The sequence below is a fragment of the Kribbella sp. NPDC020701 genome, assembly GCF_055562215.1.
Window position 1 is genome coordinate 276,872 of sequence record NZ_JBVHFT010000008.1, and the last position, 24,657, is coordinate 301,528.

Genomic DNA, 24,657 nt, shown 5'->3' on the forward strand with positions numbered 1-24,657 from the left:
CCAACCCACGCCGACAGCAGCTGACAAGCGCCCACCCACCCCGACAGCAGCTGGCAAGCCCCACCTCCGACAAGCGCCGGCAAGCTCTACCTCCGGCAACAGCCAGCAGGCTCCGCCCAGCCGCGGTCTCTGTGGCGAGCCTCGCCGTGGCTTCTCTTGAAGGGTGCCTCGGGGCTAGGCGGCTGCTCGGTCTGGGGGCCAGGCGTTGAGGGTGGCGATCGTGACTTCGGCGAACATGTTGAACCTAGAGACGGCCAGGGCGTCGCCGTCGTAGTTGGCCAGGATGACGGCATTCAGTGCGGGTCCCAACCGATCCTTCCCGTCCTTGTCCAGCAACTCAGGCCACAGAGGATTGACCTGAAGTTCCGCCATGGCTTGGTTGGCGGTTTGGATATGCGCGAGGACGTTCCCCTCCAAGCCCAGCTTGCGTGCAGTGACCAGCGTCTGGACGGCGGCGATGCACGTCGCAACCGCCTTCTTCGCCGCCTCGACCTGTCGCTGCACATCCGCCCGGCGCCCTTCCTCGGCCGCGCGACGCTCCTGTTCGCTCGCAGCCGCTGGTTCTGCCGCCCCTGCCGCGCGACCGCGACGACTCCGGCCGTCACCGCCCCGCCCCAGAACCCAGCCAACGCGACATAAACATCCGAGGCATCGATGCCCCCGGAGTCCACCATCGGGACCGCCCGAGCAACGCCCACGGCCGCACCGGACACGCCGGTCGCAACGGACGCAACGGACGCACTGGTCACGCCGTACGCACGTGTCGCGATAGATGCACCGCTCGCGCCGGATGCACCGGATGCACCGATCGCACTGGATGCGGCGGATGCACCGGTCACGCCGGATGCACCGGAGACGGCGGATGCGGCGGATGCGGCGGTCGTGGTGAGTGCAGTGGTCGCGGCACATGCCTGGATTGCGGCGGCGGGCAGCAGGTAGCCACCGACGATCATGATTGCCGCGGCCAAGCGGATGACCGTCCTCATTCAGATCCCCCCTTGGTTTGCTGCACTTCCAGGGCTCTTTGGCCCAGTGCGATCACGCTTTCGTTCAGCGCCTCGAGGCTCGCGCTGGCTTGAGGTGCGTCGACCTTTCCGGCCGTTGCTGAGTCGAGCAGGCCCTTGACCGCCGCGTTGACCGCACCCATTAGTGGCGTGAGTTCGTCGTCCTTGGCGCCAAGCATCGTCCAGGCTTCCCTGGCTGAGTTCTGGAGGCCTTGCCAGGCCTTCACGAGTTCCGTACCAGGTGCGGCGATCTCGGCCGAGGTCTTGCCGGCATAACCCAGTACGGCGGCCTCGGCCAGGCTGATCGCCTTCCCTTGCAACTCCTGACCGGCGTCACGCTGCCGCCGTACGGCGTCTTCGCGAGCCTTACTGCGGCTGATCCTCAAGCGACTCGGCACGCTCCTTCTTAGCTCGCCGCCACGCCGACCACGCCCCGATGATCGCGGCGAGGACCGTTGCGACCGCGGCCCCGGTGAAGAACGAACTCGCATCGAATCCCGAACTCGACGACGCCGGTCCCGGCGAGGGCGCAGCAGCCACCACCCCGAGCCCGCCCCACGACAACACAGCAAGCCTCGCCGACGACACCGCACCGAGCCCGGTCGACGCCACCACACCGAGCCCGGTCGATGACACCACGCCAGGCGCGGTCGATATCACGGGAGCGAGGGCGGTCGACATCACCGCAGGCCACAGTGCGGTTGAGGACGTGAGTTTCAGCAGCAGTCGTTGTACTCAAGCTGCCCCGTGCAGCATGCAGCCTCCGGATCACGCGGAACGTCAGATCGCCGTACCTGACGCAGGGAGGGCATGTCGTGTGCTGCGCAATATTGAAAGCCCTGCGTGGGGTCCCGCGCTGCGTACGACAGCACGGGTAGCAGGGCCTTCATGGATGACATCGCCGCGGGATCGGCCCGCGTTACACGCGACTCCGGAGGAGATGAACAGGGTGCCCTGATCACCAGAACAGGGCACCCGTCCGTGTGGGTCAGGGGGGATGACTCCACACCGTGGGGACTTCCAACGGTACGCGCTGGGGTGCACCGATGTCGCGGGTCATCTGTTTGAACCGACCTAGTCGTTACACCCCCTCAACCACCTCGTCACCGGCGACAGGAAGGCGACGGCAGCAAGATGCGCCTGGTCGGCTGACGGGTCTGGCTCTCGGGTGGGCTCGGCTGCTGGTCGCACACCTGGGTACGACGTAGGGCTGGACACCGCGCTTGTTGTTGGGCGACGCGTGTCCGGCGAGAGACCGACGATGCTCATGGTCCGGGTGGTCTGGCCACGGTGCGGCTCCGGCGCCGCCCTCGGGCCGGCGATGGGCGAAGCATCGCCGGAACCGCTTCTCGAGATCGACGGGGCGGAGCGGGGCACAGGGGCTGGCTCTCGCGTCGATGGGGCCGGGTGGCTACTACGTCGGTTCGAGGGTGATCGCGGTCTTGCCAGTTCGTTGGACGAGTGGTCGTCGTCGAGCTCGGGCCATGGGCTGGATGGTTGATCGCCGTACGGGTCGAGTCGTGGATCACCGGGGGAGGTGGTGGACTCGATGGTCACGGGCCTGTCGAGTGGGGTGGAGGGTTCACCCCAGATGGCTAGGGTCGCTGCTTCTCGTAGTGAGGATGCCGCGATGGGGCTGGTGCTCTCGCCCTTGGCTGCGAGTAGGCGTTGAAGTTCTGCGCCTGTTGTCGTACGGCGGCTCGCGGAACCGAGTGCGGTCGCGGCGGCAACCAACGCGGGCGGAACCTGCACGCCAGCTTCGGTGAGTGATGCTGTGGCGGGCGCGGGCGCGGGCGCGGGCGCGGGCGTCGGCGTCGGTGTCGTGTTGGGTATCGGCTCCGGTTCGCGCGGTGCTGCGATGGCGGGATCGGCCGGTGTAGTGCTGGATGTGGCTGGTGTGGCGGTGGGTGTGGGCGTGGTTGTACGTCGGGGTGGGGCAGGTTGCTGGGTTGAGAGAGCGAGGCGTGGGGGTGGTGGGTCGGCCCAGGTGGGGCGCGCTACGTGGACGACGCCGTTGGTGATGGTGATGGTCCAGTTCCCGTGGTGCAGGTCGACGTGGTGGCGGCGGCAGAGGAGGGCGAGGTTGTGGATGGCGGTGGGGCCGCCGTTGATCCAGGAGTCGAGGTGGTGGGCGTCGCATTGGACGGGTGGGGCTCCGCAGATGACGCAGCCCTTGTCCCGAGCGTTCAGGGCGCGGCGCATCCCCGGGGTGACGAGGCGTTCCGCGCGGCCGACGTCGAGGGGTTCGGAGTGCGAGCCGAGTACTAACGGGATGATCTTGGCGTCGCAGGCGAGGCGGCGGATGGTGGCTGCTGACAACCTGTCGCCGTAAACCAGGTCGCCGGCTGCGTCCGCGGTGGCACGCTTCAGATCCTCCAGGTCGATGGTGACGGTGATGTTGGCCTTGGCGCCGAAGCCGGGCACCCAACCGCTCGCCCCAGGCGCTCGGCCTGTGATGGAGGTTGCGGGGTCGCCGGCGGCCGCGGTCGGGTCTGTGGCTGGAGTTGCTGTGCCGGTTCCGGTGCCGGTGCCGGTGTTGCTGCCGGCGCCGACGCCGGTGTCGCTGCCGTCCGTGGGTTGACTGCTGTGATGGGCGGCTGAGGTCTCGATGGCGCGGACTTTGAAGCCGGTGTCGGTGGCTGCGGCGGCGATGGTGAGGACGCTCGTGAGTGCGTCGGCCTGGCGTTTGTCGCGGGGGCGGGGGTCGAGTTCGCCGTCGATGGTTCTGTGGGGGCGGGCGCCGGCGTGGACCAGGGAGCGCAGGAGTTCGGCGTTCTCGTTGGCGAGGTAGCCGCGGAACGTGACCCCGTTGTCGGCGTTCGCCATCGTCAGGGACTCACGTGCGTACGCCCTCTGTTCGTCCGGTTCGGGGCCGTCCGAGTCCAGGAGGTCGCAGATCTGCTTCGCGGCCCTGCGCAGCTCACTCGGGGACAGGTGACCGGCCAGGGTCACCAACTGTGCCTCGGCCACCTCAAGGTGTTCGACCGGAACCCTGGATCGGACTCGTTCCAGCGCCGACACGATCGCGCCCGCCTGCGCCGGGCGAAACAACCGTGCGTGGTCGGCACTCTGATCGTGGAGCGGCTCCAGCCCGTCGACGCAAGCGTCCGCACCGTCAGGGGTGTCGATGTCCTGCTCGCCGGTTGCGCTCGCCCCGGTGTCGGCTGCGGAGTCCAAGGGGATGATGCCGTGCGTCAATGCTGTGGACACGCTGCCGTACTTCGGCAGGGCGCGGGCCAGCTTGACGTCGCGGTGGGCCTGGGGACGGTCCATGCGGTACCGGAAGGCGAGCAATTCGGCGGTGTCGCGGGCGCCCAGCTCCTGCGCGTATCCGGTCGCGTCGATACCCGCGATGACCTGCAGACGATAGGCCTCCAGCTGGGCCAGCTCAGCATCCAGGGCGTCGAGAGTCGACAGCATCTCGCCGCCACTCATCGACCACACCGGTCGCTCGCCCAGGAGTTCCATGCAGACAACTCTAGGCACACCCACCCGACAGTTCTCAAACCCAGAAGCCCTTATTTTCAAGGGATTCGAGCTATCCACAGGGATGCTTCCCTCATCCACAACAGTCGGGGCCTGTGGACAACTCCGATGAATGTTGTCTTAGGCAACCAATCTCTGGCGCAAGCGTCGGCGTCGGAGTCGGGGTGGCTCGCGGCGGGCGTGGTCGGCCTGGCGCTGCAGACGGCTGAACTATGTTCAATTAGGGTGGGAGGGTGCCTAGGGATTCCTTGACGGTGGAGCAGATCGTGTCGGCTGCTGTTGAGTTGCTCGACAGTGAAGGGCTCGACGGGCTGAATATGCGGGCGCTCGGGCAGCGGTTGGGTACGGCGGCGACGGCGATCTACTGGCATATCAAGACCAAGGACGAGCTGGTGCAGCTCGCGGGCGATGCGATCTGGGGTGAGATCGAGCTGCCGGATCTCGAGGGCACCGAATGGCGCGCGGCGGCTTCGGCGATGGCGACGGGCCTGCACGGGATGCTCACTCGGCATCCGTGGCTGGGGCAGGCGTTCGGGAGTCATCTGTTGGCCGGCCCGGGGAAGTTCCGGTACGACGACCACAGTCTGGCGCTCTATGAGCAGGCAGGGTTCGCGCCCGCCGACGCGGATCGTGCGGCGGGCACTGTGGTGATCTTTGTGATCGGGAGCGCGCTCGGCGCCGCCGCCGAGGTGTCGCTTAGCAGGCGGCTGAGTCGCGGTGGCCGGGATCCTGAGCAGACGATGCGGGAGTTCATGGCCAAGGCGCAAGAGGTTGCTGCCGAGTTCCCGCGGCTGCGGGTGCGGCTGGATACGACAGCCGCCACGCAGTACGCCGCTGAACCCGACAACACCTTCGACTTCGGACTACAAGCGATCCTCGACGGTTTCGAGAAACGCCTAGCCGCAGCTACTCAAGAGATCAGTCTTTGATTTCGCAGAGAGGGGCGCCGGCGGAGACTGTGGCGCCTACCTCGGCGGTGAGGTTGGTGACCGTGCCGGACTTGTGGGCGTTGAGCGGTTGCTCCATCTTCATGGCCTCGAGGACCACGATGAGGTCGCCTTCGGCAACAGTCGCGCCTTCCTCGACGGCGATCTTGACGATGGTGCCCTGCATCGGCGAGGTGAGCGAGTCGCCCGAGGCGGCGGCCTTGCCCGAGCTGCCGGCCCGGCGGGCAGGCTTCCTCTTCGCGCCGGCGCCGGCGCCCGCAGCAACAGCACCTACTCCGGCGACGGCACCCAGGCCAGCAGGGAGGACAACCTCGAGTCGCTTGCCGCCGACCTCGACGGTCACCTTCTCGCGTTCCCCAGGCTCGGGCGTCTCTGCCGTCGGACCCTCGTACGGCGTGAGCTGGTTGTCGAACTCGGTCTCGATCCACCGGGTGTGGACCTTGAACCCATCGGTCCCGACGAACGCAGGATCCGACACCACAGCGCTGTGGAACGGAATGACCGTAGGCATCCCCTCGACCACGAACTCGCGCAGCGCCCGGCGCGACCGCTCCAGCGCCTGGGTCCGGTCCCGACCGGTCACGATCAGCTTGGCCACCAGCGAGTCGAACGCTCCCGGCACCGTCTCGCCCTGGTCGTAGCCACCATCGATCCGTACGCCGGGACCCGACGGCGCATGCCAGCGCGTCAACGTCCCCGGCGCCGGCAGGAACCCACGCCCACCATCTTCGGCGTTGATCCGGAACTCGATCGAGTGCCCCGACACGACGGGATCGTCGTACCCGAGCTCCTCGCCGTTGGCGATCCGGAACATCTCCCGCACCAGGTCCAGCCCGGTGACCTCCTCCGAGACCGGGTGCTCGACCTGCAGCCGGGTGTTCACTTCGAGGAACGAGATCAGCCCGTCCTGTCCGACCAGGAACTCACACGTCCCGGCACCGACGTACCCGGCCTCTCGCAGGATCGCCTTCGACGCCGAGTACAGGATCTCCAGCTGCTCAGCGGTCAAGAACGGCGCCGGCGCTTCCTCGACCAGCTTCTGGTACCGGCGCTGCAGCGAGCAGTCCCGGGTCGAGACGACCACGACGTTGCCGTGGGCATCGGCCAGGCACTGTGTCTCGACGTGCCGCGGCTTGTCCAGGTATCGCTCGACGAAACACTCGCCGCGCCCGAAGGCACTCACGGCCTCACGGGTCGCGGACTCGAACAGCTCCGGCACTTCCTCCAGCGTGCGCGCGACCTTCATCCCGCGCCCACCACCGCCGTACGCCGCCTTGATCGCGATCGGCAACCCGTACTCCGAAGCGAAGGCGATCACCTCCGACGCATCGGCAACCGGGTCCGGCGTGCCGGGGACCTGCGGCGCGCCGACCTTCTCGGCGATGTGCCGGGCCTTGACCTTGTCGCCGAGCGAGTCGATCGCGGACGGCGGCGGGCCGATCCAGATCAGCCCGGCGTCGAGCACGGCCTGGGCGAAGCCGGCGTTCTCGGCCAGGAAGCCGTAGCCGGGGTGGACGGCGTTCGCACCCGAGCGGGCCGCGACATCCAGGATCTTGGCGATGTTCAGGTAGGAGTCGGCCGGTGTCGACCCGTCCAGCGCGTATGCCTCGTCGGCGAGCCGGACGAACAGGGCGTCCCGGTCCTGGTCGGCGTACACGGCGACGCTGTCCAGCCCCGCATCGGCGGCGGCCCGGATGACCCGGACGGCGATCTCGGCCCGGTTGGCGACCAGCACCTTGGTGATCTGCTTGCTGTCGGACACAGCGACTCCCTTCGGCTGGCCCGAGTCTAGGGTGAACCGGCCCCCGAAGGAGACAGGGCGTTGCTCACATCACCGCGGGCGCGCGCTCGAAGAACGACTCCAGTACGACGATCGTCTGCGTACTCGTGACGCCGTCGAGCTGGTGGAGAGCGCGCAGCGTGGCCTGGAGGTCCTCCGTGGTCGCTGTCCGCACCTTCACCAGGACGGACGCCGGGCCGGCGATGATGTGCGCCTCCTGGACCGCCGGAATCGCTTCCAACGCCTGGAGGGTCGGCTCGTCGCCCATCCAGGCACTCGCGTCGAGCATGACGAAGGCCAGTACGCCGCGGCCGAGCGCGGCCGGGTCGACGTCGACCGTCGTACGCCGGATCACACCGGCCGCCTTCAGTTTGCGGACCCGCTCGTGCGCCGAACCCGCCGAGAGGCCGACGGCCTGCCCGAGTGCGGCGTACGACTGCCCGGCGTCGTCCTGTAAGGCGGCGAGCAGCTTGCGATCCAGATCATCTATGGTCATCTGCGATCTCTTCCGAATCTGATTCTGTCCGAGGCGAGGATAACAGGATAGAGTCCTGCATATGACCATCACCCTCAACCCCGCGCCGCCGCGGATCCGCGCCGACCTGGTGGTGCTCGACGACAGATTCCGCAAGATCGCCGGCGACGAGTACGTCGAGTGCCTGTACGACGGCGGTCGCTGGCTGGAAGGACCGGCGTACGCACCGGCCTGGCGCTGCCTGATCTTCAGTGACATCCCCAACGACCGGCTGCTGCGCTGGGACGAGGTGTCCGGTCAGGTGAGCGTCTTCCGCGAGCCGTCCGGCTATGTCAACGGCAACACCATCGACCGCGCCGGCCGCCTGATCAGCTGCTCGCAGGGCGACCGCAGCGTCATCCGGACCGAGTACGACGGAACCCGCACGGTACTCGCGTCCCGCCTGGACGGCCGCCGCCTGAACAGCCCGAACGACGTGGTCGTGCACAGCGACGGCTCGATCTGGTTCACGGACCCGCCGTACGGGATCACCTCCAGCTACGAAGGCCACGCCGGCGAGCAGGAGATCGACGGCTGCCACGTCTACCGAATCGCCCCGAGCGGCGAGCTGACCGTGGTCGCGGACGACTTCACGCGCCCGAACGGCCTCGCGTTCTCCCGGGACGAGAGCCAGTTGTACGTCGTCGACACCCCGGCCAAGCACATCCGCCGGTTCGACGTGGAGGGCGAGAAGCTGTCCGGAGGTGAGGTGTTCGCGCCGTGCACGGCCGGCATGTTCGACGGCATCCGGCTGGACGGGGCCGGTCGGATCTGGACGGCGACGCACGAGGGCGTGCACTGCTTCGACCCGGACGGCACTCTGATCGGCAAGCTCCTGCTGCCGGACATCGTGTCCAACCTGACTTTCGGTGGCCCGAAGAAGAACCGCCTCTTCATCACCGCGACCACCTCGGTCTGGTCCTGGTTGCTCACAGCAAACGGAGCCTGATCAGCGGCGCCAGTGCATCCTCCGGACCGCGACGTCCAAGCGGCGGTCGAGCAGGGGCGGTGCGGGGGAGAAGCGCATAGGGTCGCTGGTGTTGTGGAGCCGAGTTCTCGAGGAGTGGTGATGACGGGCATTCTCGAACCGTTGGCAGGGACCGCACCGGCCGTCTGGGAGTCGCTGGATGACCGGTTCGCCGGGATCCGCGGGGACAAGCTGCTCGAGCGGCTGTGGACCGGCGGCCGCTGGGTGGAGGGTCCCGTGTACTCGCCGGCCGGGCGGTACCTGCTCTGGAGCGACATCCCGAACGACCGCATCCTGCGCTGGGACGAGGCGTCGTACCAGGTCTCCGTCTTCCGGCAGCCGGCCGGGAACACCAACGGGCACACGCTCGACACCGAGGGCCGCCTGATCAGCTGCGAGCACGGCAACCGGCGGGTGACCCGGACCGAGCACCACGGCGGGCTCTCCGTCCTCGCGTCGGAGTACGACGGCAAGCGGCTGAACAGCCCGAACGACGTGGTGGTGAAACGCGACGGATCGGTCTGGTTCACGGATCCGGCGTACGGGATCGACAGCGACTACGAGGGGTACAAAGGCGAGATCGAGACGGGCGGTTGCCACGTCTACCGGGTCGCGCCGGACGGGGTACTGACCCGGGTCGCCGACGATTTCAACCGGCCGAACGGGTTGGCGTTCTCCGTCGACGAATCGCTGCTCTACATCACCGATTCGGAGGAGGGGACGATCCGGATGTTCCGCGTCGACGGCGACAAGTTGTCCGGCGGTGAGCTGTTCGCCGAGTGCGGCAACGGGATCTTCGACGGCATCCGGCTCGACAGCGAGGGGCGCGTCTGGGCTTCCGCCGCTGACGGCGTCCACGTCTACCACCCCGACGGCACCCTGCTCGGCAAGCTGCTCGTCCCCGAAACCGTCTCCAACCTCGTCTGGGGCGGCGCCAAACGCAACCGCCTCTTCATCACCGCGACGACGTCCGTGTACTCCCTCTTCACCACCGTCAAGGGCGCCCCGCTCCCGTTCGGCCCCCGCGCCTAGCTGATCCCGACAGGCCCGGGGTACGGCGTACCCCGGGCCTGAGCGGCTACAGCTTCTTCACCTGGTCGATGATCGTGAACACGGCCAGGAACCCGAAGGCCAGGAAGGAGAACGCCAGCACGACCGCGCGGACCGGGGTGATGCGGATCGCGTGCGGCAGCGCCCGGGAGTTCATCCACCAGAGCAGGCCGGAGTACACGAACATCATCGTGCCGGCGGTGCAGGCGGAGATGACCAGCAGGACGAGCGGCTGGTCCAGGCCCGCCAGCAGCACGAGGATGCCGAAGGCAACCAGTCCCCAGACCAGCCAGAAGTACAGCTTGGACTCGGTCACCTTCGAGTCGCGCAGGTAGCGCGCCTTGATCATGTCCGAGGCCAGCCGCGAGGTGTAGTCGACGATGCCGGCCGCGGCCGCGAACAGCGCGAACGCGCCGATCGCCCAGAACAGGTAGCCGAACCAGCCGCCGACCAGGGACTGCAGCGTGGTGCCCTCGATCTTCAGGAAGCTGATGTTGTTCTTGACATCGGGGTTACCGAACAGCGTCGCGTGCGCGAGCATCGAGGTGAACGCGATGGTGAGCACGGTGATCGCCACGAACGTCGCGGCCTGCTCGATGTTGGCGAACTTCCACCAGCGCTTCCAGCGGGCCATGTTCGCCTCGTCGGGAGTGAAGATGTACCCGTTGGCGGTCGGGTCGGCCTCGGTCTCACCGGTGACCGGCGACGTCAGGCGCGGTACGTGCACTCCCATGCCGAAGCCCTTGTCGCGGATCCAGTTGCTCTGCACGAGGTTCTGGCCGCCACCGGCACCGGCGTACGCGATCGCGCCCATCATCAGCGCGAACCCGAGCTGCTCGACCGGGAACTGCGGGTGGGTGACCGCGTCGCCGAGCGCGCTGTAGGTCTTGCCGCGGATGGCGAACACCAGCGCCAGGATGACGAGCAGGGCGACCGCCGCGATCTTCACCGCGATCAGCCGCTCGAGCATCACGTAGACGACCGGCGCGAAGGTCAGGATCAGGCCGATCACCAGCAGGATGCCGATCGCGATCCAGCGCGGGTCGCCGGCACCGAACAGGTAGGTGAGCATCGCGGCCGAGCTGGTCGCCCAGCCGGGCCACATGTTCGCGAAGTAGGTCATGATCGCGAAGAACAGGCCCCAGTGCTTGCCGTACCGGTTGAAGCCGGTCAACGCTGTCTCACCAGTGGCCAGCGTGTACCGCTCGATCTCCATGTTCAGGAACCACTGGATCACCACGCCGACGAAGGCGCCCCAGAGGAACACCAGGCCGACCTGGCTGGAGATGTACGGCCAGAGGATGAATTCACCCGACGCCAGCCCGACCCCGGCACCGACCATGCCCGGGCCGATGATCTTCCACGTCGAGGTGGGCGGCTCGGGAAGGTCGCGCACTTGCGGCGCGGGCAGGTTCTTGGTCGGCAGTGCGAATGTTCCGTGGTCAGTCGATCTGGTGTCTGCCATCGGGCTCCTCACTTCCTCGGACCCCCACTTTGTCCGGACCTTAGCGAATACTGTCGACACAGGCGACTCGACACAGGTACCCCCGCGTGTGGCAGGCAAGCGCGGGAGGGCTGGTGCGGTGGGAATGGCAGACTGCCAAGCATGAGTGGGGTGACGGTTCTGACCGCCTCGTATGCCGGGGCCGCGAGCGCACCCGCGCACGTACGGCTGGCAGGGCTGATGGACGAACTGCCGGGGGAGAAGCTGGTACGGCGTGACGCTGCGTGGCCGATCGTGGTCTTCTCGAACCCGGGGGACGCGGTTGCGGCCGCGCACGAGTTGCGGGAGGCGGCATCTGGTGTGCCGGCGGGGGAACTGCTGCGGATCGCCGTACACACAGGCGTTGTCGTGGGGCCGGTGGTGAGGCACGCCGAGCAGTTGCTGGAGATCGCGAACCCGGGCCAGACGTTGCTGACCGCAACCGTCGGAGCCGGGACGGACCTAGGTGTGCATCGGTTGAAGGATCTGGGGTCGCCGGAGCGGATCTTCGAGCTCACGACGACCACCGGGCCGTTGCGATCGCTGGATCGGGTGCCGAACAACCTCCCGGTGATGTTCACCAGCTTCGTCGGCAGGCAGACCCAACTGGCCGCGCTCAGGACTCAACTGTCCGGGAACCGGCTCGTGACCCTGACCGGTCCGGGCGGCAGCGGCAAGACCCGGCTCGCCGCCCAAACGGCGGCACAGCTCGCGGAACGTTGGCCCGACGGCGTCTGGTGGGTCGACCTCTCCGCGATCACCGAGACCGCGCAGATCCCGGAGGCGGTCGCGGCCGCGGTCGGCGTACTGGTCGAGGCCGGCGATCGCACCCGCCTGCTGGTCGGCCAGTTGCGCACCAAGCGGGCCTTGATCTGCCTGGACAACTGCGAGCAGATCATCGACGGCGTCGCGGAGTTCGTGGTCGCGTTGCAGACCGCGTGTCCCGAGGTCTCGGTGCTGGCGACGAGCCGCGAGCCGCTCGACGTACCGGGTGAAGCGACCTGGAGGGTGCCCGCGCTGGCGCCGGACGAGGCCCGCCTGCTGTTCGTGGAGCGAGCCGGGGCCGAGTTTCCCGAGTCGGCGCAGGCGATCCGGTCGATCTGCGTTCGGCTGGACGGGATGCCGCTGGCCCTGGAGCTGGCGGCTGCCTGGGTACGCACGCTGACCCCCGAGCAGATCGAGGCCGGTCTGGACGACCGGTTCGGGCTGCTGACGAAGAACGTACGCGGTGTCGCGGCTCGCCAGCAGACGTTGGCCGCGTCGATCGACTGGAGTCACGAGCTGCTCGATCCCGACGAGCGGCAGGTGTTCCGGCGGCTGGCCGTGTTCGCCGGCGGATTCACTGTGGACGCAGCTCGGGCGGTCTGCGGGCGGGACGGCGTACTGGAGATCTTCGGGCGGCTTGTCGACAAATCGCTCGTTGTCGCCGAGGCCGGGCGCTACCGGTTGCTCGAAACGATCCGCGAGTACGCCGGGGCGCGGCTGGCGGAAGCCGGTGAGGTCGAGCTGATCCGCGACCTCCAGCTCGATCACTACCTGGCCGTGGCGGAAGCGGCAGAACCCTTGCTGGACAGCGATCGGGACAAGTGGCGAGCACTGATCGAGCCTGACCGCGACAACTTCCGAGCGGCGCTGGAGCACGGGCTCCAGGCGCCGGACCCGGCCCGCGGCCGCCGCCTGGCAGCGGCGTTGCGGTGGCTGTGGAACCTGCAGGCGACGGGCAACGAGGGCATCGGCTACCTCCGCCGGGCGATCGACCGCGCGCCGGATGACCGAACGTTGCTTCAGGCCCGTTTGCTGTACGGCTACGCGACCGTCGCCGACACCGTCGACCCGTTCGGGTACGACGCGGCCGGACGCGGGCTGGAGCTCGCGACCGAGCTGGGCGACGATCGGATGCGGTCGCTGTTCCTGGCCCTCGTTGCGGTCGGCGAGTTCTTCACCGACTTCCAGCGGGCCTGGGAGCTGACCGCGGAAGGGCGCCGGCTGGCCGAGGGGATCGGCAACGAACCCGCCCGGAACGCCAACATTGCCTTGCAATGCGTCCTGCTGGCGCTCTGGGACCGGCACGACGAACTGCGCCCGTTGTTCGAGCTCATTACCGACGGACTGATCACCAGCGGCGAACGAGGGATCGCTTCGACCGTACTCACGGTGTGGTCGGAGAGCCTCGCCTCGACCGGTGCACCGGTCCAGGCGGTCGAGATCGCCGAGCGGGCCCTCGCCGCGGCCGAACCACTGGCCGACTTCCACCGCGTCGGCGCGGCACGCGCGCAACTGGCTGCCCTGTTGGTGCGGACCGGTCGGCTCGACGAGGCGCGCGAGCTGATGCGTCCGCTGCTCGAGCTCGCCGAGACCGCCGGTGCCGTGGTGCCGAACCTCGGCCAGGTGATGGGCCTCATCTCGTACTGGAGCGGCGAGTACGACGCAGCGGTCGAATGGATGGCCCGTGACACCGCACCGGACAGCCCACTCGCCGGGACCTTCGCGCCGGCGATGTTGTTGCCGACGATCGCGGCCGCATTACGCGCCGGGGGCCGCGAGGCCGAGGCGGCAGAGGCACTCGAACGCTGTGTGGAGTTAGCGCGTCGCTACAACCTGCCGAGGATCCTCACCGACGCGCTCGACCAGCTCGGCCGATCGATGATCACCGGCCAGCCGGACAAGGCTGCGGACCTCCTGCACCAGGCGTTGACGATTCGGGTCGACCAGGGGCTGCGTACGTACGTCATCGACAGCCTGGAATCCCTTGCCCTGCTGGCGAATCACACCAACCGTGGGGCAGACGCCGCCCGGCTGGCAGGTGCAGCCGCCGCGGCCCGTATCGCGATCGGCTACGTGGCTCCGGCGGACCACCCGGTCTTGCCGAGCTCGGATGAGCCACCACTGCCGCTCGACGAGGCTGTCGCGTATGCCCGGCGTACGAGGGGAGCGCGGGGCCGGCCGTCGAGTGGGTGGGCGAGTCTGACGCCGACGGAGGAGCAAGTCGTGGCGTTGGCCGTGGAGGGACTGAGTAACCCGGAGATCGGCGAGCGGCTGTTCATCAGCCGCGGCACGGTGAAGACGCACCTCGCCCACGTCTACGCGAAACTCGGTGTCGCCAACCGCACGGAACTAGCCTCCCTCAAGAGGCCCTGAGCATCTGCAAAGCTTTCGTGATCCGGCGCGCCCTGGTCTGCTGCTTCTTGGCATCGTTGATCGCGTTCACATGCTCGCGCCGATGGCTGTAGCTGAGCCCGTCGAACGCCTCCCGCAACCCAGCCTCCTCCAGCGCGGACGCAAGATCCGCAGGCACATCCACCGTCCGCTCAGCCGAATCCCGCTCCACCGTCACGGTGACCGGATCCCCATCCCCCTTACCGAGCTGAGAACGGATGCTCTTCAGAATCCCCAGCGCCATACACCCACCCATCGACGCCACAGACCCCCGATAAGCCACCCCATCGAACGTAGCCAGCACCGGAATCCGCCCACCCCCACCCAACGCGGCAATCACATCCCCCGGCACCTCCACCCAAGCCCCGCCTCCGTTGTTCACGACGATCGACCCCACAAAGGTCTCCATGGTTCACAACCTAGGACGACAGCTTGCTGGGCCACCAGACCTTCTTGCCTATGTCGTAGGCGAGGGAGGGGACGAGGAGGGAGCGGACGACGGTGGTGTCGAGGAGGACGCCGAAGGCGACCATGAACGCGATCTGGACGAGGAAGAGGATGGGGAGGACGGCCAAGGCGGAGAAGGTGGCCGCGAGGACGACGCCGGCCGAGGTGATCACGCCGCCGGTGACCGCGAGGCCGACCAGGATGCCCGGTCTGGTGCCCTGTTCCTGGGATTCCTCCCGCACCCTGGTCATCAGGAAGATCGAGTAGTCGATGCCCAGCGCCACCAGGAAGACGAACGCGTAGAGCGGGATGCTCGGGTCCGCGCCGGGGAAGTCGAAGATGTGGTTGAACGCCAGCGCGCTGACGCCGACCGTGGCGCCGAAGGACAGCACGTTCGCGACCACCAGCAGCACGGCGGCGACCAGCGAACGCAGCAAGAGCATCAGTACGACGAAGATGACGGCCAGGATGGACGGGATGATCACCCGCAGGTCGCGCTTGCTGGCGTCGAGCACATCCAGGTTGATCGCGGTGTTGCCGCCGACCAGGACGTCCGGGCTGACCTTGTCCAGCTCGGTACGCAGGTGCTCGACCACCTTGGTCGCGTCGGGTGAGTCGGCCGGGACCTTCAGCGTGGCCTGGACCAGAACCTTGCCGTCGACAACCTTCGGCGGTACGCCGGGTGCCGTCGAGGCGGACGCCGTACTGACGCCGTCGACCTGCAACGCGGTCTGGACCACCTGGTCGGCCTGCGCGACCGGGGTGAGGATCTGCACCGGCGTACCGGCGCCGGCGTCGAAGTGCTTGGCGAGTTCCTGCTGGCCGGTGACGGACTCGACCTTGTCGAGGAACAGGTCCTCCTGCGAGATGCCGCTCGCCTTGAACGTCGGCAGGAACGCGGCACAGGCCAGCAGGGCGAGCACGGAGATCACCCAGACCCGGCGCGGCCGGCGGCCGACCAGACCGGAGACGCGGCCCCACAGCTTGCGGCCGCCGACCTGGTCGCCGGCATGCACGTGGTCGAGGCGTGGAATCGACGGCCAGAAGATCCGCCGGCCGAAGGCGAGCAGGATCGCGGGCAGGAAGCTCATCGCCGCGATCAGCGCACCGGCGATGCCGATCGCGCCGACCGGACCGAGACCCTTGGTGCTGCCGAGTTGAGAGAGCAGCAGGCAGAGCAGGCCGAGGATGACCGTCGCCGCGCTGGCCGCGATCGGCTCGATCGCCGCACGCCACGCGACCTTCATCGCCTCGTACTTGCTCTCGTAGTCGTGCAGTTCTTCCTTGTAGCGCGAGACGAGCAGCAACGAGTAGTCGGTCGCGGCTCCGACGACGAGGATGAACAGGATGCCTTGGCTCTGGCCGTTCAGCTCGAGTACGTCGTTCTTCGCCAGCGGATAGATGACGAGCGCGGCCAGGGCGAGACCGAAGATGGCGGTGAGTAGCACCGCGATCGGCAGGATCGGGCTGCGGTAGACGATCAGCAGGATGACGAACACCACCGCGAGCGCGACGCCGAGCAGGATCCCGTCGATCCCGCTGAACGCCACCACGAAGTCCGCGAAGACGCCGCCCGGTCCGGTGACGTAGACGGACAGACCCGTGGGTGTGAGCTTCTGTTTGATGTCGGTGCGCATCGTGTCCGCGACGGCGTACAGCACGGTCTCGCCCTGCTTGACCACGTCGTCGGCGCGTTCACCGTCCAGCTCGATGGTGAGCAGGAGCGCCTTCTTGTCCTCCGACGGGATCACCGTCTTGGCCGGCGCGGCCAGGTAGTCACCGATGGTCTTGCCGTCGCCGAGGTCCAGCGTCGGAACTCTGACGAGGAAGGCCTGAGCCTTGGCGAGGTCCTGCGGGGTGATGCCGGAGTCGCGGGTGATCAGGACGAAGTACGGCAGCGCTTTGGAGTCGACGAACTTCGCCGACTCTCCTGCGACCACCGTGGACTCGGCCTGTTTCGGGAGGAAGTTGGCGTTGTCGTTCTCCTGGACCTCGCTCAGCTTCCCGACCGTCGGCCCGCCGAGCGCGCCGAGCACCAGCCACCCGATCAGCACCGCGGCGATCGCGGCGCGCCACGTCCAGCGTGCCCGGCTCTTGTTTTGTCTCACCCTTGTCCCCTCCGACGCTCGGTACCGGCACAGTACTCAGGCATCAGCGCGTCTTCTCTCACCACCCGGCGGTGGGTGTGCGGGAGCCGTTTCGGCGGCGTAACAACAAGATGACTACTCGGAAACACCCCGGTCATAGCGTCCTGGCCTAATCAGTCAGGTCGGACGATCGGAGACGCACGATGACGCTCGAGACACCACCGGAGGTCGTCACTCACCGCGACCAAGCCGGTGCGGTGGGCACTATCGAGGCGCCGCGGCGCGGGCGCTGGATCGATGTCTGGGACCCGGAGGACGCCGGTTTCTGGGCCGAGAAGGGCCGCGCGGTGGCGCGGCGCAACCTCTGGCCCTCCATCTTCGCCGAGTTCCTGGGCTTCTCGGTCTGGCAGTTGTGGAGCATCGTCGTGGTCTCGATGCCCAAGGCCGGCTTCGCCTACAGCACCGACCAGCTCTTCTGGCTGGTCGCCCTGCCCAGCCTGGTCGGCGCGACACTGCGGCTGCCGTACACGTTCGCCGTACCGAGATTCGGCGGCCGGAACTGGACGGTCGTCTCCGCACTGTTGCTGCTGATCCCGACCATCGGGCTGTCCTACTTCATCACCCAGCCGGGTACGCCGTTCGTGGTGATGGCGCTGGTCGCGGCCACAGCGGGTGTCGGCGGCGGCAACTTCGCCAGCAGTATGACGAACATCTCGTTCTTCTACCCGGAGAAGGAGAAGGGCTTCGCGCTCGGCATCAACGCGGCCGGCGGCAACCTGGGCGTGGCCGTGGTCCAGTTGCTGGTGCCGATCGTGATCGTCGCCGGCGCCGGACTGACGCTGAACCGGGCCGGCCTGATGTGGATCCCGCTGATCCTGCTGGCCGCGTTCCTGGCCTGGAAGCTGATGTCCAACCTGTCTGCCGCGACCTCGTCGTTCCGCGCCTCGATCGCGGCGGCGAAGCGGCCGCACACCTGGATCATCTCGTTCCTCTACATCGGCACCTTCGGCTCGTTCATCGGCTTCGGGGCGGCGTTCCCGCTGCTGATCAAGACCACGTTCCCGGAGATCACGGTGGCGCACATCGCGTTCCTCGGCGCGCTGGTGGGGTCGGTCGCGCGGCCGTTCGGCGGCAAGCTGTCGGACAAGGTCGGCGGCGCCTGGGTGACGGTGTGCGCGTTCGTGGTGATGGGCCTCGGCATCCTGGCCGCGATCGTGTCGCTGAACTCGGGGAGCTTCACCGCGTTCCTGATCAGCTTCCTGGTCCTGTTCGTGGCGAGCGGCGCCGGGAACGGATCGACGTACCGGATGATCCCCGCGGTGTTCCGGCTGACCACGCCGGGCGACCCCGGCCGGGCCCGGCGGGAGGCGGCGGCCTGTATCGGGATCGCCTCCGCGGTCGGCGCGTACGGCGGCTTCCTGGTCCCGCGCGGGTTCGCGATGTCGACGAGTCACTTCGGCTCGCTGGTCCCGGCGCTGTACGTGTTCTGCGGCTTCTATGTCCTGTGCCTGGCCGTGACGTACTTCTGCTACCTCCGCAAGGGTGGCCCGCTCAGCCGGGAGCGCGTGTGAGCGCTGTCCCCACTCACTGTCCGTACTGCGCTCTGCAGTGCGCCACCACCCTGCACCCGGTCGACCGGCCGGGTGCAGTGGAGGTGCGGCCGCGCGAGTTCCCGACCAACCGGGGCGGGTTGTGCCGCAAGGGCTGGACGGCTCCTGAGGTACTCACGGTGCCGGACCGGCTCACCATGCCACTGGTGCGCGACGCGGCGGGCAATCTGGTGGAGACGAGTTGGGACGCCGCGCTGGACTTCGTGGCCGACCGCATCCGGTCGTTGCAGGCCGCCCACGGCCGTGACTCGGTCGCTGTGTTCGGCGGGGGCGGTCTGACCAACGAGAAGGCTTACGCACTGGGCAAGTTCGCCCGGGTGGCGTTGAAGACCGCGAATGTGGACTACAACGGCCGGTTCTGTATGTCGTCCGCGGCGGCCGCGACCAACCGGGCCTTCGGGATCGACCGTGGACTGCCGTTCCCGCTGGCCGACCTGGGCGGTGCTGGTGCCGTCCTGCTGGTCGGCAGCAACATCGCCGAGACGATGCCGCCCGCGGTCGCGCATCTGCAGGCCGCACGAGACTCGGGTGGACTTCTGGTCGTCGACCCGCGTCGCTCGGCGACCGCAGGCCTGACCGCGGACGATGCCGGCATCCACCTGCAGGCGACTCCGGGGACGGATCTGGCGCTGGTGCTCGCGCTGACTCACGTCGTACTGCAGGAAGGTCTGGCGGATACGGCGTACCTGAATGAGCGGGTGGACGATCCGGATGTGTTGTTCCGGTCGACGGCGTCCTGGTGGCCGGAGCGTGCTGAGCGGGTCACCGGTGTGCCCGCGGCGACGATCCGGCGGACCGCTCGGGTGCTTGCGGCTGCGGCGCCCGTACACGGTGGTGCTGGAGCGTTCATCCTCACCGGTCGCGGCGCCGAGCAGCACAGCAAGGGCACCGACACCGTGACAGCGTGCATCAACCTGGCGCTGGCGCTCGGGCTGCCTGGGCGGCTTGGCAGCGGCTATGGCTGCATCACCGGGCAGGGGAACGGTCAGGGCGGTCGGGAGCACGGTCAGAAGGCCGATCAGCTGCCCGGCTACCGCAGCATCACCGACCCGGCTGCGCGAGCGCATGTGGCCGGCGTCTGGGGCGTCGACCCAGCTGACCTCCCCGGACCTGGCAAGAGTGCAGTCGAACTCATCAATGCCCTTGGTACGCCTGACGGTCCGAAGGCACTGCTTGTCCATGGCAGCAACCTGCTGGTGTCAGCTCCCCGCTTGTCGTCCGTGCGTGAGCGGCTCTCGTCTCTCGACCTGCTGGTGGTGGCGGACGTCGTACCGTCCGAGACCGCTCTGCTCGCGGATGTCGTCTTTCCGGTCACGCAGTGGGCCGAGGAAGAGGGCACGATGACGTCGCTCGAGGGACGCGTGCTGCGGCGGCAGGCTGCGATCGCACCGCCGGGTGAGGTGCGCAGTGACCTGGATGTCTTTGCGGGGTTGGCTTCGCGGCTCGGGTGTACGGCGGCGTTCTCGACCGATCCTGGTGAGGTCTTCGAGGAACTGCGGCTGGCCAGTGCCGGTGGGAAGGCGGACTACTCCGGGATCACTTGGGAGCGGATCGACTCCGGTGAGGCGCTGTTCTGGCCGGTTCCGTTCGAGGGGCATCCCGGGACGCCGCGGTTGTTCGCGGACGGGTTCGCAACGCCGGATGGTCGTGCGCACGTGGTGCCGGTGGACCACCGGCCGGTCGCGGACGACCTGAACGCGGCGGCGCCGATCTATCTGATCACCGGCCGGCTGTTGCAGCACTACCAGAGTGGCGCGCAGACCCGCCGTGTGCCGGAGTTGGCTGAGGCCGAGCCCGAGGTGTACGCCGAGATTCACCCACGGGTGGCTGCGCAGTTGGGGATCGCGGACGGGCGTCCGGTCCGGTTGCGTACGGCTCGCGGCTCGATGGTGCTGCCGGCTCGCGTGACGGCGGATGTGCGGGCGGACACGGTGTTCGTGCCGTTCCACTACGGCGGGGCGGGCGCGGTCAACGAGCTCACCAACGATGCACTCGACCCGGTCTCCCGCATGCCCGAGTTCAAGGTCTGTGCCGTAGAAGTCACAGCTGTGCTTTTGGCCGGGCCTTCGGCGCCGGCAGGGTCATGGGGCCTTGGTTCCCGGCCTTCCCTCGTCGCTCCGGTCGCTGCGCTCCCTGCGCTCCTCAGTCCAGGCCGGGAGGCCACATGACCGAACGTGTCGTGATCATCGGTGGTGGGATGGCGGGCCGGCGGCTCGCTCAGCTGCTGCCTAACGTGGTTGTGCTCGGTGACGAGCCGTCGTACAACCGCAGTCGGCTGACCGAGTACCTCGCCGGCCGCGCGGCAGCTCCCGTGGTCGGGGACGAGCCGGTGGCTACCGCGGTTGCTGTCGACCGGGATCGCCGGGTCGTGACCGATGCCAGTGGTCGCGAATGGGAGTACGACCGGCTGGTGTTCGCCACTGGAGCGGTGCCGGTCGTGCCGGCCGAGGTGGTCGACGCCGCCGGGATTCACACGTTGCGATCCACAGCCGACGCGAAGGCGGTCGTTGGTCTCTCGCAGGTGCGGCGGGCGGTGGTGCTTGGTGGTGGCGTGCTTGGTGTGGAGACCGCGTGTGCGCTGCGGGAGCGGGGTGTCGCGGTCACGTTGGTTCATGACGGGGAAAGCCTGCTGGACAAGACGGTTCGGCTCTCCGCCGGGCGGCGGGTCACGCGGGCCGTGCGGGAGTTGGGTGTCGAGGTGTTGCTCAACACGACCCTCGACGGGACCGACGTTCGCGATGGGCGATTCCGGGCGCTGAACCTGCGCAGTGGACGGCAGGTGTTCGGTGAGTTGCTGGTGGTCGCGTGTGGGGTGAAGCCCCGGACCGAGCTGGCGACCGGGCTGACCGTCCGGACCGGGATTGTTGTCGACCGCACGCTGACGAGCCCGGATGACCCACGGGTGCACGCGATCGGCGACTGCGCCGAGGTGGACGGCCGGATGACAGGCACTGTTGCTTCTGCCTGGTCTCAGGCCGAGGCACTGGGCCAGCAGTTGTCAGGTGCGCCGGCTGAGCTGCCTGACTTTGACGTTGTTCGGCTGACGGCCGGCGGGCTCGACGTGCTTGTGCTGGGTGACAAGGACGAGGGCGGGGAAGTTGTCCGGCTGGAGGACGGCGGCCGGTATGTGCGGGCCGTTCTCCGGGACGGCGTGGTTCGGTCGGCGGTCGCGGTGGGAGCGCCGGATGTGGCCGCAGAGCTGGTTTTGCTGGCGGACCGGGGGACGCCGGTGGTGGCGGCCGGGTTGCTGGCGGAACCCGTCGTACCGAAGAAGAAGGTGGCGACCGTCTGCAGGTGCAACGGCGTCACCAGGGCCGCGATCGAGGCGGCCTGGCGCGGGGGTGCCGACAGTGTCGCCGGCATCGCCGCCACGACGCGGGCGACGACCGGGTGCGGCAGTTGCACCGGCGCCGTCGGCGAACTGCTCGACCGCTTCCGTCGCGGCGAGACCGAACCAGTCCCGAGCAGGAGGGCGACGATGGCAGAGCTGAGCAAGGCCCGGCAGGTTGTGGTGGTGGGCGGTGGCATGGTCGCGCACCGGCTCGTGGAGGCACTGCGCTCACGCGACACCGGTGTCAGCTACCGCGTCACCGTGCTGGCCGAGGAGCCGCGGCTCCCGTACGACCGAGTCGCGCTGACCAGCTACTTCTCCGGCCGCGACCCGCACGACCTCTCGCTCGGCGACCCGGAGCTCTGGGACGACCCGGCCGTGACCTTGCGCAAGGGCGTGCAGGTCACCGAGATCGACACCGCCGGCAAGACCGTGAAGACCGCGCGCGGCGAGGAGATCGGGTACGACGAACTGGTCCTGGCGACCGGCTCGTCGGCCTTCGTCCCGCCGGTGAAGAACAGCGACGCCCAAGGCTGCTTCGTCTACCGCACCATCGACGACGTGGCCGCGCTGCGGGTGTACGTCGAACGGCTCAAGAGCGAAGGCAAGGACGTCCACGGCGTCGTCGTCGGCGGCGGGCTGCTCGGCCTCGAAGCAGCCGGTGCACTCCGGGCCCTCGGCGCGGCAACCAAGGTCGTCGAGTTCGCGCCCCGGCTGATGCCGCTGCAGGTCGACGAGGGCGGCGGCAGCGCACTGGCTCGGCTGATCCGGGATCTCGACGTGGACGTGATGACCTCGACCCAGACGACCCGGGTCAAGCTCACCTCGCAGGGCGCGGCCCGGGCGATGGCCGTTGCCGAAGGCCCCGATCTCCCGGCCGACGTGGTGGTCTTCGCGACCGGCGTACGCCCGCGGGACGAGCTTGGCCGGGCCGCCGGCCTGGAGATCGGCGAGCGCGGCGGCGTGGTCGTCGACGAGGCCTGCCGTACGTCGGTGCCCGGTGTCTGGGCGATCGGCGAAGTCGCTTGTATCGAAGGTCGCGTGTGGGGATTGGTTGCCCCCGGCTACACCATGGCCGAGATCGTCGCCGACCGGCTGCTCGGTGGCGAGGCGACGTTCCCGGGTGCGGACACCTCCACCAAGCTGAAGCTGCTCGGCGTCGACGTGGCCAGCTTCGGCGACGCGTTCGGCGCGACCGAGGGCGCGCTCGACATTGTGTACGCCGACCCCGTGGCCGGTGTCTACAAGAAGCTCGTGCTGTCCGATGACGCTCGTACGCTGCTCGGCGGCATCCTGGTCGGCGACGCGTCGGCGTACTCCGGACTGCGCCCGATGGTCGGCCGTGAGCTCGGCGCGGATCCGGCCGCGTTCCTGCTGCCAGAGGGCGCCGGACCGGTGCAGCTCGAGCTGCCCGACGACGCGCCGGTGTGTTCGTGCAACAACGTGTCCGCGGGCACGATCCGGTGCGCCGTACGAGACGAAGGCTGCAGCGACATCAAGTCGGTGTGTGGCAAGACCAAGGCCGGGACGAGCTGTGGTTCCTGCCTGCCGATCGTGAAGAACCTGCTCAACACCGAGCTCACCAAGGCCGGCGTCGAGGTCAGCAAGGCCCTGTGTGAGCACTTCGCTGTGAGCCGGGCCGAGCTGTTCGACGTCGTCCGGATCACCGAGCTGCGCACGTTCAGTGAGATCGTCGAGCGGCACGGGACCGGCCGTGGCTGCGACATCTGCAAGCCGGTGGTGGGGTCGATCCTGGCCAGCCTCGATCCCAGCGGGCACGTGCTCGACGGCGAACGGGCGACGCTGCAGGACACCAACGACCACGTGATGGCCAACATGCAGAAGGACGGCACGTACTCCGTCGTCCCGCGGATCCCGGGTGGCGAGATCACCCCCGAAGGCCTGATCACGATCGGCGAGGTGGCCCGCGACTTCGGCCTCTACACCAAGATCACCGGCGGCCAGCGGGTCGACCTGTTCGGCGCCCGGATCGAGCAGTTGCCGGCGATCTGGCAGCGGCTGGTCGACGCCGGCTTCGAGTCCGGGCACGCCTACGGCAAGGCGTTGCGGACGGTGAAGTCGTGTGTCGGGTCCACTTGGTGCCGGTACGGCGTACAGGACTCGGTGGGCATGGCGATCGCGCTGGAGCTGCGGTACCGCGGGCTGCGGTCGCCGCACAAGCTCAAGCTCGGGGTGTCCGGCTGCGCCCGGGAGTGCGCCGAGGCCCGCGGCAAGGACGTCGGCGTGATCGCCACCGAGAAGGGCTGGAACCTGTACGTCGGCGGCAACGGCGGCATGACGCCCCGGCACGCCGAGCTGCTCGCGTCCGACCTGAGTGACGAGGAGCTGTTCCAGGCGATCGACCGGTTCCTGATGTACTACATCCGCACCGGCGACCGGCTGCAGCGGACCGCGGTGTGGATGCGTGAGCTCGACGGCGGCCTGGATCACGTGCGGGACGTCGTACTGAACGACAGCCTCGGCATCGCCGCCGACCTGGACGCCGCGATGGCCAAGCACGTCGACTCCTACGTCGACGAGTGGCAGGCGACCCTGAACGACCCCGACAAGCTGGCCCGGTTCGTCTCGTTCGTGAACGCACCGGACCAGCCCGACGCCGACCTGCGGTACGTGGTCGAGCGCAACCAGCCGCGGCCCGCCACCCCGGCCGAGCGCGGACAGCTGGAGCCGGTGCTGCTCGCCGGCCCCCGATTGGAGGTACGCCAGTGAAGGAGCGAAGCGAGTTCACAATCAAGCACAGCGTGCCCGGTGCCTCATCCGCGCCCGGAGCGAAG

General features: G+C 68.4%; 17 protein-coding genes. 8 read left to right on the forward strand and 9 right to left on the reverse strand.

What is annotated here, in order from left to right; translation table 11 throughout:
• Positions 1-174 precede the first annotated feature (174 nt).
• The gene (locus ACZ3HV_RS21300; RefSeq protein WP_465686708.1) at positions 175-504 is read right to left on the reverse strand and encodes a hypothetical protein; all 330 of its coding nucleotides are present in this window, start codon (positions 502-504) and stop codon (positions 175-177) included.
• 150 nt (positions 505-654) lie between these two features.
• On the opposite strand from ACZ3HV_RS21300, the gene ACZ3HV_RS21305 reads away from it, so the two are divergent.
• On the forward strand, positions 655-939 hold the full coding sequence (locus ACZ3HV_RS21305) for a hypothetical protein (RefSeq protein WP_465686709.1): 285 nt from the start codon (positions 655-657) through the stop codon (positions 937-939).
• A 43-nt stretch (positions 940-982) separates the two neighbouring features.
• On the opposite strand, the gene ACZ3HV_RS21310 is transcribed toward ACZ3HV_RS21305, so the two are convergent.
• From ACZ3HV_RS21310 to ACZ3HV_RS21320, 3 genes are all read right to left on the reverse strand, one after another.
• A complete protein-coding gene (locus ACZ3HV_RS21310) occupies positions 983-1,390 on the reverse strand; it encodes a hypothetical protein (protein WP_465686710.1) in 408 nt (135 codons plus the stop codon).
• Entirely contained in the window at positions 1,371-1,640 is a 270-nt protein-coding gene (locus ACZ3HV_RS21315; protein ID WP_465686711.1) for a hypothetical protein, read from the reverse strand. The genes ACZ3HV_RS21310 and ACZ3HV_RS21315 overlap by 20 nt, the downstream gene beginning before the upstream one ends.
• A 438-nt stretch (positions 1,641-2,078) precedes the next feature.
• Entirely contained in the window at positions 2,079-4,472 is a 2,394-nt protein-coding gene (locus ACZ3HV_RS21320) for an HNH endonuclease signature motif containing protein (RefSeq protein WP_465686712.1), read from the reverse strand.
• 251 nt (positions 4,473-4,723) lie between these two features.
• Between ACZ3HV_RS21320 and ACZ3HV_RS21325 the strand changes: the two genes are divergently transcribed.
• The gene (locus ACZ3HV_RS21325; RefSeq protein ID WP_465686713.1) at positions 4,724-5,419 is read left to right on the forward strand and encodes a TetR/AcrR family transcriptional regulator; all 696 of its coding nucleotides are present in this window, start codon (positions 4,724-4,726) and stop codon (positions 5,417-5,419) included.
• Here ACZ3HV_RS21325 and ACZ3HV_RS21330 read toward each other — a convergent pair.
• Both ACZ3HV_RS21330 and ACZ3HV_RS21335 read right to left on the reverse strand, forming a co-directional pair.
• A complete protein-coding gene (locus tag ACZ3HV_RS21330; RefSeq protein ID WP_465686714.1) occupies positions 5,409-7,199 on the reverse strand; it encodes an acetyl/propionyl/methylcrotonyl-CoA carboxylase subunit alpha in 1,791 nt (596 codons plus the stop codon). The two genes, ACZ3HV_RS21325 and ACZ3HV_RS21330, sit on opposite strands and share 11 nt — an antisense overlap.
• A gap of 64 nt (positions 7,200-7,263) precedes the next feature.
• A complete protein-coding gene (locus ACZ3HV_RS21335) occupies positions 7,264-7,713 on the reverse strand; it encodes an Lrp/AsnC family transcriptional regulator (protein WP_360379890.1) in 450 nt (149 codons plus the stop codon).
• Between the two features lie 61 nt (positions 7,714-7,774).
• Here ACZ3HV_RS21335 and ACZ3HV_RS21340 point away from each other — a divergent pair, with 61 nt between their 5' ends.
• Together ACZ3HV_RS21340 and ACZ3HV_RS21345 are read left to right on the forward strand one after the other, a co-directional pair.
• The gene (locus tag ACZ3HV_RS21340; RefSeq protein ID WP_465686715.1) at positions 7,775-8,680 is read left to right on the forward strand and encodes an SMP-30/gluconolactonase/LRE family protein; all 906 of its coding nucleotides are present in this window, start codon (positions 7,775-7,777) and stop codon (positions 8,678-8,680) included.
• A gap of 120 nt (positions 8,681-8,800) precedes the next feature.
• Positions 8,801-9,730 carry an SMP-30/gluconolactonase/LRE family protein gene (locus tag ACZ3HV_RS21345; RefSeq protein ID WP_465686716.1) on the forward strand — a complete coding sequence of 310 codons (930 nt, stop codon included), beginning with the start codon at positions 8,801-8,803 and terminating at the stop codon, positions 9,728-9,730.
• A gap of 46 nt (positions 9,731-9,776) precedes the next feature.
• On the opposite strand, the gene ACZ3HV_RS21350 is transcribed toward ACZ3HV_RS21345, so the two are convergent.
• Entirely contained in the window at positions 9,777-11,213 is a 1,437-nt protein-coding gene (locus tag ACZ3HV_RS21350; protein WP_465686717.1) for an Nramp family divalent metal transporter, read from the reverse strand.
• Between the two features lie 141 nt (positions 11,214-11,354).
• Between ACZ3HV_RS21350 and ACZ3HV_RS21355 the strand changes: the two genes are divergently transcribed.
• Positions 11,355-14,369 carry a helix-turn-helix transcriptional regulator gene (locus ACZ3HV_RS21355; RefSeq protein ID WP_465686718.1) on the forward strand — a complete coding sequence of 1,005 codons (3,015 nt, stop codon included), beginning with the start codon at positions 11,355-11,357 and terminating at the stop codon, positions 14,367-14,369.
• Here ACZ3HV_RS21355 and ACZ3HV_RS21360 read toward each other — a convergent pair.
• Both ACZ3HV_RS21360 and ACZ3HV_RS21365 read right to left on the reverse strand, forming a co-directional pair.
• Positions 14,356-14,796 carry a YdeI/OmpD-associated family protein gene (locus ACZ3HV_RS21360; RefSeq protein WP_465686719.1) on the reverse strand — a complete coding sequence of 147 codons (441 nt, stop codon included), beginning with the start codon at positions 14,794-14,796 and terminating at the stop codon, positions 14,356-14,358. The genes ACZ3HV_RS21355 and ACZ3HV_RS21360 overlap by 14 nt on opposite strands.
• A gap of 10 nt (positions 14,797-14,806) precedes the next feature.
• The gene (locus ACZ3HV_RS21365; RefSeq protein WP_465686720.1) at positions 14,807-16,942 is read right to left on the reverse strand and encodes an MMPL family transporter; all 2,136 of its coding nucleotides are present in this window, start codon (positions 16,940-16,942) and stop codon (positions 14,807-14,809) included.
• Positions 16,943-17,124: 182 nt separating this feature from the next.
• On the opposite strand from ACZ3HV_RS21365, the gene ACZ3HV_RS21370 reads away from it, so the two are divergent.
• Genes ACZ3HV_RS21370 through nirB form a run of 3 tightly spaced genes read left to right on the forward strand, consistent with a single transcriptional unit; the run spans position 17,125 to position 24,592 of the window.
• The gene (locus ACZ3HV_RS21370) at positions 17,125-18,492 is read left to right on the forward strand and encodes an MFS transporter (protein WP_465686721.1); all 1,368 of its coding nucleotides are present in this window, start codon (positions 17,125-17,127) and stop codon (positions 18,490-18,492) included.
• On the forward strand, positions 18,489-20,699 hold the full coding sequence (locus ACZ3HV_RS21375; protein WP_465686722.1) for a molybdopterin oxidoreductase family protein: 2,211 nt from the start codon (positions 18,489-18,491) through the stop codon (positions 20,697-20,699). The genes ACZ3HV_RS21370 and ACZ3HV_RS21375 overlap by 4 nt, the downstream gene beginning before the upstream one ends.
• Positions 20,696-24,592 (forward strand): nitrite reductase large subunit NirB, encoded by a 3,897-nt coding sequence (nirB, locus tag ACZ3HV_RS21380; protein ID WP_465686723.1) that lies wholly within the window; start codon positions 20,696-20,698, stop codon positions 24,590-24,592. Before ACZ3HV_RS21375 ends, nirB begins: the two co-directional genes overlap by 4 nt.
• Positions 24,593-24,657: the final 65 nt, after the last annotated feature.

Bases quoted from the DNA above. Each gene is read 5' to 3' on its own strand.
- ACZ3HV_RS21305 (WP_465686709.1), top strand. From the start codon at position 655: ATGCCCCCGGAGTCCACCATCGGGACCGCCCGAGCAACGCCCACGGCC.
- ACZ3HV_RS21320 (WP_465686712.1), bottom strand. From the start codon at position 4,472: ATGGAACTCCTGGGCGAGCGACCGGTGTGGTCGATGAGTGGCGGCGAG.
- ACZ3HV_RS21335 (WP_360379890.1), bottom strand. From the start codon at position 7,713: ATGACCATAGATGATCTGGATCGCAAGCTGCTCGCCGCCTTACAGGAC.
- ACZ3HV_RS21340 (WP_465686715.1), top strand. From the start codon at position 7,775: ATGACCATCACCCTCAACCCCGCGCCGCCGCGGATCCGCGCCGACCTG.
- ACZ3HV_RS21345 (WP_465686716.1), top strand. From the start codon at position 8,801: ATGACGGGCATTCTCGAACCGTTGGCAGGGACCGCACCGGCCGTCTGG.
- ACZ3HV_RS21350 (WP_465686717.1), bottom strand. From the start codon at position 11,213: ATGGCAGACACCAGATCGACTGACCACGGAACATTCGCACTGCCGACC.
- ACZ3HV_RS21355 (WP_465686718.1), top strand. From the start codon at position 11,355: ATGAGTGGGGTGACGGTTCTGACCGCCTCGTATGCCGGGGCCGCGAGC.
- ACZ3HV_RS21360 (WP_465686719.1), bottom strand. From the start codon at position 14,796: ATGGAGACCTTTGTGGGGTCGATCGTCGTGAACAACGGAGGCGGGGCT.
- ACZ3HV_RS21370 (WP_465686721.1), top strand. From the start codon at position 17,125: ATGACGCTCGAGACACCACCGGAGGTCGTCACTCACCGCGACCAAGCC.
- nirB (WP_465686723.1), top strand. From the start codon at position 20,696: ATGACCGAACGTGTCGTGATCATCGGTGGTGGGATGGCGGGCCGGCGG.